Origin of the sequence: Streptomyces sp. NPDC048191 (assembly GCF_040652655.1) — a bacterium.
Classification (GTDB): Bacteria; Actinomycetota; Actinomycetes; order Streptomycetales; family Streptomycetaceae; genus Streptomyces.
In genome coordinates, this window is record NZ_JBEZMO010000026.1 from 87,208 (window position 1) to 99,508 (window position 12,301).

Sequence of the window (12,301 nt, forward strand, 5' to 3'; positions counted from 1 at the left end):
CGTCGGACCCTTCGTGATCGCCGCTCGCATGGGCGTGACCTGACAGACTCACGCCCATGCTGATCAGAGAAGCCGTGGCCGAGGACTGGCCGCGGATCTGGCCTTTCTGGCACCGGATCGTCGCCGCCGCCGAAACCTACGCCTGGGACCCCGGGACCCGCGAGCAGGACGCCCGCGCGCTCTGGATGGGCCCGGCCAAGCGTGTCTACGTCGCCGAGGACGCGACCGGAGCCGTGGTCGGCTCGGCCTACCTCACCCCCAACTACGGCGGCCCCGCCTCCCGCGTGGCCAACGCCGGCTTCATGGTCGACCCCGACCGCACGGGCGAGGGCATCGGCCGCGCCCTCGCCGAGCACGTGCTGGCCGAGGCCCGGGCCCACGGCTACCGCGCGATGGTCTTCAACGCCGTGGTCGAGACGAACCCGGCGGTCGGCCTGTGGACCTCCCTCGGCTTCACCGTCCTCGGCACGGTCCCGGAGGCGTACGACCACCCCCGGCACGGCCGGGTGGGGCTGCACATCATGTACCGGTCGCTCGAGTAGGCGCGGCTCAGCCGGCGGCCACCCGTGCCGTCCGCTGCCACGGACGCCGCTTCTCCAGTTCCTCCGCCAGCCCCAGCAGGGCCGCCTCCGCACCCGGGCGCCCGACGAGTTGTACGGCGCAGGGGGCGCCCGAGGGCAGGGTGCCGAAGGGGACCGACATCGCGGGCCAGCCGGTCAGGTTCCAGGGCGGGGTGAACGGGGAGTACGCGGTGTTGGCCAGGATGTTCCGCAGCCAGCCGCGTTCGTGCCACGGACCGGCCTCGGGGGAGCGCCGGGCCAGGGACGGGGTGAGCAGGACGTCGTGCTCGGTGAAGAACGGCGTCAGCCGGGCGCGCAGCCGCTCGCGGCCGTCACCGGCCCGGACCGAGCGCACGAACCGCCGGCCCACCGCCGCGTGCACCCGGGTCCGCCGGGCCAGCCGCGCCGCGTCCAGTCCCTCGGCGTCCACCGCCGTCCCCGCCGTCCAGTGCCGCAGCGCGGTCACCCCGAGGGAGAGCGGATACGGCGGCTCGGCCCGGCGCACCTGGTGCCCGGCCCGCGCCAGCACCCCGGCGGCCTCGCGGACCGCGGTCGTATACGACCTGCTCACGGCGACTCCGGCGAGCGGGCTGCGCAGGGCCACGGCGACCCTGAGCGACGAGGGCTCCTGTGCCTCGGCGGGACCGGTGTCCGCGAGTACCCCCAGCATCAGCCGCAGGTCCTCGACGGTGGTGGCCAGCGGGCCGTTCTCCGCCATGCCGAACCAGTCGCCGTTGCCGATCCCGGCCGGCACCACCCCGTGCCCCGGCTTCAGGGTGACCAGGCCGCAGTTCGCGGCCGGGATGCGCAGCGAGCCCATCCCGTCGTTGCCGAGCGCGAGCGGTACCAGGCCCGCGGCCACCGCGGCCGCGCTGCCGCCGGAGGAGCCGCCGGCCGTGCGGGAGAGGTCCCAGGGGTTGCGGGCGGTGCCGTACACGCCCTCCGTGGTGCCGAAGACGCACAGCTCGGGCACGTTGGTCAGGCCCACGACCAGGGCCCCGGCCGCCCGCAGCCGGGCCACCGTCGGGTGATCCGCCTCGGCCGGGGTGTCGGGGGTGGCGGCCGAGCCGTCCCGGTGCGACTCGCCGCGCACCGCCAGGTTGTCCTTGACGGCCAACGGCACGCCCGCGAGCGGCAGTTCATGCAGGTCCGAGCGGGAGGCCAGCTCGTCGGCCTCGGCGAGCGCGGCTTCGGCACGCACCTTGCGGAACGCCCCGATCCGACCGTCGAGCCGCTCGATGAGCGCGAGATGCTCGGCGGCCACCTCCCGTGGCGTCACCCGCTTCTCGCGTACGGCGGCGGCAATCTCGGCGGCGGTCCGCCCGGCCCAGTCACCCACGGGCACTCCTCGCTCGGTTCGCTCGGTCGTCGGCTACTCACTGGTACGAATGAAGGTGCGGGGAGAACTGTGCCCGGTCGGAGGCGGTACGTCGAGAGCCTCTCCGCAGTGACGTGTCGGTCGTCGGATCAATGTGTGAACTCGGGTTGCTCCGCAGGCCCGTTGACAGGTGATGAGCCCCGCCACAATCATCAGACGTCCGATGAATCGGAGTTTGTGGGAGCCGCTCATGAGCACGTATCCCAGACGTCTGATCCTGGGCGCGGCGGCGGGAGTGACCGCCGCGACCACCCTGCAGCTCACCGCCACGACACCCGCCCGGGCCGCCGGAGGGGCCGGACAGGCCCGACAAGCGGGTCGAGAAGGGGATTGGGCCGCCGTCCCCGATCCAGTACCCGTCCCGCTCGACGCCCTCTACGACAACGACGGCATCGACACCGCCTCCGCGCGCGGCGGCGACTTCGAAGGCTCCGGCTACACCTTCCCGGGCGAGGAACTCCCCGCGGGCCGTGTCGAGGTCGACGGCATCCCCTTCGACTTCCCCGCCTCGACGGCGGGCGCCCGGAACAACGTTGTCGCGCTCGGCCAGCGCATCGACCTGCCCCCGGGCCACTACCTGTCGGCCGTCTTCCTGACCGCCGGCAGCTACGGGGACGCCGCCGGCACGGCCACCGTCCACTACGCCGACGGCTCCACCACCACCGCCGGCCTCGGCGGCGCCGACTGGTACACGGCGGGCGGCGCGCTCTCGGCGCCGTACCGCTACAAGCCGGACGGCACCAAGGACGAACACGGCGTCGGGATCGGGACGTCGGAGGTGTGGACCGATCCACAGCGCGAGGCCGTCGCCATCACCCTGCCGGTCACCCATCCGGCGGCGGCGAACACGACGTCCCTGCACGTCTTCGCGCTCTCCCTGCAACCCGTCGCCCAGGGCCGGGCGTTGGTCCTGCGCGACGCGCACTCCACCGGCTCCCTCCTGGACCCCTCCGGCGCCCAGAGCGTCGAGGCCACCGTCGTCAACGCGGGCACCGTCGCGATCCTGAGCGGTGACGAGGTGTCCGTGCGCGTCGAGGTCCCCGGCGCCCGCACCGTCGAGCCCGCCCGCATCCGCCGCCTCGACCCCGGCGAACAGGCCCGCGTCCGCGTCGGCATCCGCAACCGCACCGGTACGGCCCCCGGAACCGAGCAGGACGGCACGGTGTCCGTGCGCGGCCGCGGCACCCAAGTCACCTCCAGCCGCAGCACGTTGAGGCTTGGCACCGCCGACTACCAGCCCACCGGCGACTCCCTGGCCGGCCATCAGGCGCCGTACTGGTTCCAGGGCGCCAAGTTCGGCATCTTCATCCACTGGGGCGTCTACTCCGTGCCCGCGTGGGCACCGGTGGGCGTGCAGTACGCCGAGTGGTACTGGGACCAGATGCAGGACCCCGGCAACCCCACGTACGCGTATCACCGGGACACCTATGGCGAGGACTTCGCCTACGACGACTTCATCCCCCGCTTCACCGCGGAGAGGTTCGACCCGCGCGCCTGGGTCGAGCTCTTCCGGGACGCCGGCGCCCAGTACCACGTACTGACCTCCAAGCACCACGAGGGCTTCGCGCTGTGGGACACCAAGGTCTCCGACCGCAACGCCGCGCGGCACGGCCCGAAACGGGACCTGGTCAAGGAACTGTTCGAGGCGTCCCGGCGGTACGCCCCCGGACTCCACCGCGGCCTGTACTTCTCCATGCCCGAGTGGTTCAACCCCGACAATCCCTGGATGGGCCACGCCCCGCGCAACCCCTACACCCTGGAGCCGGTCCCGTACACCGGATACGCCGCGGGCAAGGACTACGTGCGGGACTACCAGGCCCCGCAGATGCTCGAACTCATCCACGGCTACGACCCGGAGATCATCTGGTGCGACATCGGCGGCGCGAACGACAGCCTCCATGTCCTCGCCGAGTACTTCAACCACGCCAAGAACCGTGCCCGCCCGGTCGACGTGACCGTCAACGACCGCTCGGGGATCGCCTTCCACGACTTCACCACTCCCGAGTACACGACGTACGCCAACACGGTCGTCGCCAAGTGGGAGGCGAGCCGCGGCCTCGATCCGCGCAGCTACGGCTACAACCGGGCCACCCCGGACGGCGCCTACATGACCGCCGAGGAGGTCGTGCGCACCCTCGTCGACATCGTCTCGAAGAACGGCAACTTCCTCCTGGACATCGGCCCGCGCGCGGACGGCACCATCCCCGAGGTCATGCAGTCCCGGCTGCGTGAGACGGGGGAGTGGCTGAAGGTCAACGGCGAGGCGGTGTACGACACCACGTACTGGTCGCGGACGGCCCAGTCGGGGGAGGACCTGCGCTTCACGGTCCGCCCGGACGACGCCTTCTACATCCACTCGCTGTCCGAGCCGGGCGCGAAGCTGACCGTGCCGGCGCCGGTGCCGGTGCGGCCCGGGGACAAGGTGACGATGCTGGGCCACGACCGCCCCCTGACCTGGACCGTCACCGGCGGTTCACTGGTCGTCGACGTACCGCGGGCGGCCCGGAAGGCGGGCCGGCACGTGTGGGTGTTCAAGATCGACTGGCGGTCCTGAACGCGCCGGCGGGGCACACCCCGCGCACCCCGGGGACGAGGCGGAGCCGCGGCCGCCTTGATCCGCGGCTCCGCCTCCCGGCCACCGGCCGCGCCCCGAACGGCCCCTACAGCGACCCCCGTTCGGGTGGCCGGGCAGTCGCCTGAGCCGTGCTGCCCCGTCCCGTCAGCCGGGGCACCGGCACCCCCACCGAGCGGGCCGGGTCGCCGTCCAGCAGGACCAGCAGTTCGCGTGCCGCCGTCCGGCCGAACTCCGCGCTGTCCCGGGACAGCGCGGACAGCCGGGGGGTGACCATGCGGCACAGGGCCGAGTCCTCCCAGGAGACCACCGAGACGTCCTGCGGGACCCGGAAACCGAGTTCGGCCGCCGCCGCGAGGCCTGCCACGGCCATCACGTCGTTGTCGTAGATCAGCGCGGTGGGCGTGGGCGAGCCCCCGAGCACGCGGCGGGTCACGGCGGCGCCCTCGGTGTCGGAGTAGTCCGTGGTCACCGAGCGGACCTCGGTGAGCGAGCGCCGCTCCGCCTCCGCGCGCAGTGTCGCGACACGGCGCTGGGTGTGGGCCAGCTCCGGCAGTCCCGCGATGTGCACGATCCGGCGATGGCCGAGCGCGGTCAACTCGTCCACCACGGAGGCCATCGCGCCGGCGTCGTCCGCCCAGACCGTGGACAGTCCCGGATGGCGGACATCGGGTGCGCCGCCGATCACCACGGCGGGCAGGCCCAGTTCGTCCAGCAGCCCGGGGCGCGGGTCCTCGGCGCGCGGGTCGGCCACCAGCACCCCGTCCACCCGGTGCTCCGCCCACCAGCGCCGGTACACCACGCACTCCTCGGCCACGTCCCGCGCGACCTGGAACAGCAGGCCCAGATGCCGCTCCGCCAGCACCTCCTGGATGCCCGAGACGAGCTGCAGGAAGAAGGAGTCGACGCCCAGGGTGTGCGCGGGGCGGGCGAGGACGAACCCGACCGTGGCCGCGCCCTCGCCGGACAGGGCGCGGGCGGCCGTGCTCGGACGCCAGCCCAGCTGCTCGGCGACCCGCCGCACCCGGGCCCGGGTGGACTCCGAGACCCCCGGACGGCCGTTCAGCGCGAAGGAGACGGCGCTCTCGGAGACCCCGGCCCGCCGCGCGATGTCCTTCATCGTGGGCCGGCGCGCGGGAGACCGCTTGGTCGGCACGTTTCCCTCCCCGAAGCTGACGATGCTCGCTAATGCGCTTGAGTGTCAAGACCCTAAAGCGCATTAGTGATTGACCGCAAGGTCTCGGCCGAACATCTCTGACCTGCACTAATGAACTGCCTCTTTCTTTAGTTGAGAAGAACGCATTGACTTTCTTCGAATGGCGCGGGCAAGGTCTCTGGCGCCACCGACCGCCCGGCACAGCAAAGGAGCCGTGTCACCGTGCCCATGCCTCGCAGAGCCCTCGCCGCCGCTGCCGTCGCCCTCGTCCTGCCCCTGAGTTCCTGCGGATCGGGGGGCGACGACGGCGGCTCGACCGACGCCTCCGGAAAGGTCGAGGGCGACATCACCTTCCAGACCTGGAACCTGCGCGCCAACTTCAAGTCGTACTTCGACGGCCTCATAGCCGACTTCGAGAAGAAGTACCCCGGCACCCATGTGAAGTGGATCGACCAGCCCGCCGAGGGCTACCCCGACAAACTCAGCGCCGACGCCGGCGGCGGCACCCTCCCCGACGTCGTCAACGTCTCCCCGGACCTGGTCGCCCCGCTCGCCAAGGCGGGTCTCGCGCTCGACCTCGACAAGGCGGCCGGCACGTACAAGTCCGAGTACCTGGACGGGGCCTGGGCCAGCCACCAGGTCCCGGGCATGAGCGGCACGTACGCCTTCCCCTGGTACCTGAACACCGGCCCGCTCTTCTACAACAAGGCCCTGTTCAGGAAGGCCGGACTGAACCCGGACCAGCCGCCGAAGACGTACGGCGAACTCTTCGCCGACGCCCTGCAGATGGCACGGAAGAGCGGCGGCAAGGTCGCCACCCTCGCCAACGTGCCCACCATCGAGGACTTCGGGCGCTACGGCGTCACACTGATGAACGAACAGGGCACGGCCTTCGCCTTCAACGACGCCAAGGGGGTCGAACTCCTGACCAAGTACAAGGAGTTGTACGACGCCAAGGCGCTCGACCCGCAGGCGCTGACCGCGACCCCGGAGTCCTCCGGCAAGAAGTTCCTCACCGGCGCCGTCGCCATGAACCCCGGCAGCGCCCTCGACCTCGGCAACTTCAAGAAGAACGCGCCGAGCCTCTACCGCGACATCGGGATCACCGACCAGATCACCAGCACCGGGCACGTCAACATGTACGTCATGGGCGTGATGGTCAACTCCCGTACGAAGCACACCCCGGCCGCCGTCGCCTTCGCCCACTTCGTCACCGACGCCCAGAACCAGATGTCCTTCGCCAAGAAGGTCGCCATCTTCCCGAGCACCGCCGGCTCCCTGAACGACCCCTACTTCACCAAGGAGGACGGCACCGACGAGACCCGGGTGCGCATCGCCGCCGCCAAGTCCCTGAAGAGCGCGGTCAACTACACGCCCGTGCTGTTCAGCGACCAGATGAAGACCGCCCTGCGCAACGAGGTGGCCAAGGCGCTCCAGGGCAAGGAGAGCCCCAAGCAGGCTCTCGACAACGCTGTCAACGCCGCCAACCGCCTCCTTCAGCAGGGCTGACGGGCCATGGCCGCGCCCGTGCGCATCAGGCGCCAGCTTCCCTTCAGCCCCTGGCTGTTCGCCGCGCCCGGGCTGCTCGTCACCGGCGCCTTCGTGCTCTACCCCTTCGTCTCCACCCTGGTGAACTCCTTCACCGACCGCCGCACCCTGCTGCCGGGACACTTCGTGGGCCTCGCCAACTTCCGCGAGCTGCTCCACGACGACATGTTCTGGACCGGCCTGCGCAACAGCACCCTGTACATCGTCGGGGTCGTACCCGCCCTGGTCGTCCTGCCGCTGCTGCTCGCGCTGCTGGTGCAGAAGAACATCCCCGGCATCACGTTCTTCCGCTCCGCCTTCTACACCCCGGTCGTCGCCTCGATCGTGGTGGTCGGGCTGATCTGGGTGTGGCTGCTCGACGAACGCGGCCTGGTCAACTCGCTGCTGGAGACGGTCGGGATCGGCCGGGTCGGCTTCCTCAGCGACCAGTGGCTGCTCCTGCTGAGCGCGATGGCCGTCACCGTGTGGAAGGGCCTCGGCTACTACATGATCATCTATCTGGCCGCGCTGGCGAACGTGCCGCGCGAACTGCACGAGGCCGCCGCCGTGGACGGCGCGGGACCGGTGCGCCGCTTCCTGTCGGTCACCGTGCCCGCCGTGCGCTCCACCATGGTGCTGGTCGCCGCGCTCTCCTCGGTCGCCGCGTTCAAGGTGTTCTCCGAGGTGTACCTGATGGCCGGCCCGAGCGGCGGCCCGGCCGGCGAGGACACCACCCTCGTCATGCTCGTCCAGCGCACGGGCACCGGTCTGACCGGCCGCGTCGGCTACGCCTCCGCGCTCTCCGTCGTCGTGTTCGCCGTCACCGTCGCGCTGATGCTGCTGGTGCTGCGCGCCGACCGCCGGGAGGAGTCGTGAGCGTCCTGGAGAAGGTACGGCGGACCGAGCCGGTCACCGTGCCCAAGGAGCCGGGCGTCACCGACGAACACGGCCGCCGCGTCCGCCTCGGCGAGCTGGCCTGGCGCTATCTGCTGCTCCTCGGCGTCCTCGCGCTGACCGTGGGCCCCTTCCTGTGGCAGCTGTCCACCTCCCTCAAGGGCCCCACCGAGGACATCTACGGCTCGCCGCCCTCGTTCCTGCCCGCCCACCCCACCCTGCACAACTACACGCGGGTCGCCGACACCATCCCCGTCTGGGACTACGCGCTGAACTCCCTGAAGGTCGCCACCGCCAACGTCGTCACCAACTGCGTCGGCTCGGCGCTCGCCGGCTACGCCCTGGCCCGGCTGCGCTTCCGCGGCCGGCGCGTGACCACGCTGGTGTTCGTGCTGGCCATGCTCGTACCCGTCGAGGGCATCGTCATCGCCCAGTTCACCACCATGCGCGAACTCGGCCTGAACAACACGCTCATCGGGGTGGTCCTGCCCGGCGCGGTCGCCGCGATGAACGTGCTGCTGATGCGCAACGCCTTCCGCAACCTCCCCTACGAGATCGAGGAGGCGGCCTACGTCGACGGCGCCGACGTCTGGCAGCGGTTCCTGCGCGTCGCCCTGCCCTCGGTGAAGGGGACGCTGGCCGTCGTGGCGATCTTCGCCTTCATGGGCGCCTGGGACGACTTCCTGTGGCCGCTGATCGTGCTCAGCGACCCGTCCAGGTTCACCCTGACCATCGGCCTCAACTACCTGCACGGCACCTTCGCCAACGACGAACGCCTCGTCGCCGCCGGCACCGTGATCGCCGTGGCCCCGCTCATCGCCCTGTTCGCCTGCCTCCAGCGGTACTTCTTCCGCGGGGTCGGCGAGGGCGCCGTTAAGGGCTGAACACCCGTACGCCACAAGGACACTTCATGCCTCCTGCCGTGCGCTTCGGCGTCAACTACACCCCGAGCGAGGGATGGTTCCACCACTGGCTCGACTTCGACCTCGACTCCGTGCGCGCCGACCTCGACGCCATCGCCGCACTCGGCCTGGACCACGTCCGCGTCTTCCCGCTGTGGCCCTGCTTCCAGCCCAACCGGACGCTGATCCGCCCGCGCGCCGTCGAGCAGCTCGTGGCCCTCGCCGACGCGGCCGCCGAGCGCGGACTGGACGTCAACGTCGACGGCCTGCAAGGGCACCTGAGCAGCTTCGACTTCCTGCCCGCCTGGACCCGTACCTGGCACCGGCGCAACCTCTTCACCGACCCGGACGTGATCGAGGGCCAGGCCGCCTATCTGCGCACCCTCGCCGCCGCCCTCGCCGACCGGCCGAACTTCCTCGGCATGACCGTCGGCAACGAGGTCAACCAGTTCGCCGCCGGCCCCCACCCCGACCCCGACCGGATCACCTCCGGGGAGGCCGAGCGGTGGCTGTCGCGGATGCTGGCCGCCTGCACCGAAGGCGCCCCGGACCGGCTCCACCTGCACGCCTCCTACGACGCCGCCTGGTACCAGGACGACCAGCCCTTCACCCCCGGCCACTCCGCCCGCCTCGGCGCCGTCACCGCCGTGCACTCCTGGGTGTTCAACGGCACCGCCCAGATGCACGGCCGTACCTCGGTGCAGGCCGAGCACCACGCCGCCTATCTGGTCGAGCTGAGCAAGGCCTGGGCGGACGAACCGCACCGGCCGGTGTGGCTGCAGGAGGTCGGCGCGCCGGCACCACTCGTGCCCGCCGAGCACGCCGCCGCGTTCGCCGAGGCGACCGTCACCCATGTCCTCGACTGTCCCGACCTGTGGGGCGTCACCTGGTGGTGCTCCCACGACGTCTCGCGCGACCTCGCCGACTTCCCCGAACTCGAGTACGGGCTCGGACTGTTCCACAACGACGGACGGCCGAAGGACATCGCCCGCGCGCTCGCCGAGACCGCGCGCCGGCCGGGGCCCGCGCCCGCCGTGCGCGCCACGGCGCTCGTCGTGCCCGACGACCCGGCCCACCGCTCCCGCTGCGCCCCCGGCGGAGCCGTCTTCGACGCCTTCTTCCGGCTCACCGCCGACGGCGCCCGCCCCACCACCGTCCTCGACACCCGCGCGGACGACGAGGACCATCTCGTCGCGCGCGGTATCACCGAGGTCGTCACTCCCGATCAGGTACTCCCCACCCCACACGGAGGCACCCGCTCGTGAACCCCACCAGACGCACGGTCCTGGCCGCCGCCGCGGCCGCCCTCGCTCCCTCCCCGCCCGCCGCCGCGGCCGCCCGTCCCAGGACAGCCGCCACACCGCCGTACGCCTCCTACTGGTACCCGGACTCGCTTCCCTCCGGCAGCCCGGGCGCCGGCATCACCTGGCGCAGCCTGAAGAGCTGGCGGGCGGCGGACGACTCCGATCTCGCCTTCAACGCCGCGTCCGTGCCGCTCGCCGCCCGCTTCACCCCGGCCCCGGCGAACACCACGGCCCGCTCCGGTCAGGCCCGCATCCAGGCCCTGGTCTCCTTCGGGCCGACGTCGGGCAACCCTTCGCAGGGCTCGGCCTCCGCCGACTACTACGCCCTCACCCACTGGGCCTACCTGGACGAACTCGTCTTCTGGGGCGGCTCGGCCGGGGAGGGCCTGATCCTCGCGCCCAACGCGCCGATCGTGGACGCGGCGCACCGGCACGGCGTTCCGGTGCTGGGCAACATCTTCCTGCCCCCGGTGGCCTACGGCGGGCAGTTGCAGTGGACCCGCGACCTCGTGCAGCAGGACCCCTCGGGGCATCATCCGCTCGCCGCGCAGCTCGTCGCGGTCGCGTCGGCCCACGGCTTCGACGGCTGGTTCGTGAACGCCGAGACCGGTGGCGGCAACACCGCGCTCGGCCAGGCCATGCTCGGTTTCGTCACGGAGCTGAGGACACTCGCGGCGGCCCAGGGACAGCGGGTGACCTGGTACGACGCGATGACAGTCAACGGCACGGTCGGCTGGCAGGGGGCGCTGAACAGCCAGAACCAGGCGTTCTTCCAGGCGGCCGACACCATGTTCGTGGACTTCCGCTGGACCGCGGGCACGCTCGCCGCCTCGGGCACCAGGGCCGGTCAACTGGGCCGCAGCCGCTACGAGTTGTGGGCGGGCGTCGACGTGGAGTCGAACGGGTCCGGTACGCCGGTGGACTGGGACGCGATCGTGCCGGCGAGCAAGGGGCACGTCACCTCGATCGGCTTCTACCGGCCCGAGTGGACCCGCGACCACCTGCCCGCCGACCAGCGCGCTCCGGAGGACTTCCACGCCGCCGACGACCGGTTCTGGTCCGGGCGGTCGCTCGATCCGTCCCGGCCGGACGCCGGTGACCCGTGGCGGGCGCCCGCGGTGTCGGTCGCGGACCGGTCGACGGTGACCTCGGTGCCGTTCGCGACCGTGTTCAACACCGGGCACGGCCTGCGCTGGTACGAGGACGGGGCCGTCACCTCGGACACGGCCTGGAACCACCTCGGCCTGCAGGACCGGCTGCCGTCGCGGCGGTGGGCGGTGCGCACGGCGGGGGAGCGGCCGGCGGTCTCCTTCGACTTCGCCGACGCCTGGCGGGGCGGGAGCAGCGTGCTGGTCGCCGGTGCACCGGATCGACCGGTCGTGGTGGATCTGTACGCCACCCGGCTGCCGATCGGTGTGAACACGGCCGTCGAGCTGACCTCCCGGACCGACGAGGGCACCGTGAACGTCGAACTCGCCGTGGCGACGGCGGAGCCGAGCGGGGCGGGGGAGACTCCGCCGTACACGTATCTGGCCGTGAACCCGGTCAACAGGCATGCCTGCGTGAAGTCGGTCAACGGCTGGCGGACCGTGACGCTTCCGCTCGCCGGGACCGGGCTGAACGGCACCGTCCACGCCCTCGGTGTCCGGCTCACCGCCACCGCCGGCCCGGTGCGCTGGCGCCTCGGCGGCCTCGCCGTCCGGGAAGCCGTCACCGCCCCGGCGGCCCCCTCGGGCGCCCGCGTCACCGCGGCGAACGGCGGCGACCTCCGCCTCGCCTGGGACGCCGCCCCCGGCCCCGTGCGCCACTACGAGTTGCACCGCCTCCTGCCCGACGGCACCCGCCGCTTCCTCGGCGGCACCTGCCAGCGCGCCTGGTTCCTCACCGGACTTCAGCCCGAGCAGGGCGAGACCGCCGCACGATTCGAACTGCGCGCCGTGGGGGAGCTCTACAACGCCTCGACGCCCGTGACCGTCACCCACACCTGGTAACCGCCCGGAACCCGTGA

General features: G+C 71.9%; 9 protein-coding genes. 7 read left to right on the forward strand and 2 right to left on the reverse strand.

Annotated features, from left to right (window positions below):
- Positions 1 to 56: 56 nt before the first annotated feature.
- Positions 57 to 542, forward strand: coding sequence for a GNAT family N-acetyltransferase (locus AB0D93_RS31750; RefSeq protein WP_362126776.1), 486 nt, complete (start codon positions 57 to 59; stop codon positions 540 to 542).
- Between the two features lie 7 nt (positions 543 to 549).
- Here AB0D93_RS31750 and AB0D93_RS31755 read toward each other — a convergent pair whose 3' ends face one another.
- Positions 550 to 1,899 (reverse strand): amidase family protein, encoded by a 1,350-nt coding sequence (locus AB0D93_RS31755; RefSeq protein ID WP_362126779.1) that lies wholly within the window; start codon positions 1,897 to 1,899, stop codon positions 550 to 552.
- A 229-nt stretch (positions 1,900 to 2,128) separates the two neighbouring features.
- Here AB0D93_RS31755 and AB0D93_RS31760 point away from each other — a divergent pair, with 229 nt between their 5' ends.
- Positions 2,129 to 4,492 carry an alpha-L-fucosidase gene (locus AB0D93_RS31760; RefSeq protein WP_362126782.1) on the forward strand — a complete coding sequence of 788 codons (2,364 nt, stop codon included), beginning with the start codon at positions 2,129 to 2,131 and terminating at the stop codon, positions 4,490 to 4,492.
- Positions 4,493 to 4,598: 106 nt separating this feature from the next.
- On the opposite strand, the gene AB0D93_RS31765 is transcribed toward AB0D93_RS31760, so the two are convergent.
- Positions 4,599 to 5,666, reverse strand: coding sequence for a LacI family DNA-binding transcriptional regulator (locus AB0D93_RS31765; RefSeq protein ID WP_362126785.1), 1,068 nt, complete (start codon positions 5,664 to 5,666; stop codon positions 4,599 to 4,601).
- A 222-nt stretch (positions 5,667 to 5,888) separates the two neighbouring features.
- Between AB0D93_RS31765 and AB0D93_RS31770 the strand changes: the two genes are divergently transcribed.
- From AB0D93_RS31770 to AB0D93_RS31790, 5 genes are read left to right on the forward strand one after another with little or no spacing between them, the layout of a single operon-like run.
- Positions 5,889 to 7,175: an extracellular solute-binding protein gene (locus tag AB0D93_RS31770; RefSeq protein ID WP_362126788.1), complete on the forward strand. Its 1,287-nt coding sequence runs from the start codon at positions 5,889 to 5,891 to the stop codon at positions 7,173 to 7,175.
- Between the two features lie 6 nt (positions 7,176 to 7,181).
- Positions 7,182 to 8,069 (forward strand): sugar ABC transporter permease, encoded by an 888-nt coding sequence (locus AB0D93_RS31775; protein ID WP_362126791.1) that lies wholly within the window; start codon positions 7,182 to 7,184, stop codon positions 8,067 to 8,069.
- A 5-nt stretch (positions 8,070 to 8,074) separates the two neighbouring features.
- A complete protein-coding gene (locus AB0D93_RS31780; RefSeq protein ID WP_362126858.1) occupies positions 8,075 to 8,971 on the forward strand; it encodes a carbohydrate ABC transporter permease in 897 nt (298 codons plus the stop codon).
- A 26-nt stretch (positions 8,972 to 8,997) separates the two neighbouring features.
- The gene (locus AB0D93_RS31785; protein ID WP_362126794.1) at positions 8,998 to 10,254 is read left to right on the forward strand and encodes a glycosyl hydrolase; all 1,257 of its coding nucleotides are present in this window, start codon (positions 8,998 to 9,000) and stop codon (positions 10,252 to 10,254) included.
- Positions 10,251 to 12,284 carry an endo-beta-N-acetylglucosaminidase gene (locus AB0D93_RS31790; RefSeq protein ID WP_362126797.1) on the forward strand — a complete coding sequence of 678 codons (2,034 nt, stop codon included), beginning with the start codon at positions 10,251 to 10,253 and terminating at the stop codon, positions 12,282 to 12,284. Before AB0D93_RS31785 ends, AB0D93_RS31790 begins: the two co-directional genes overlap by 4 nt.
- Positions 12,285 to 12,301: the final 17 nt, after the last annotated feature.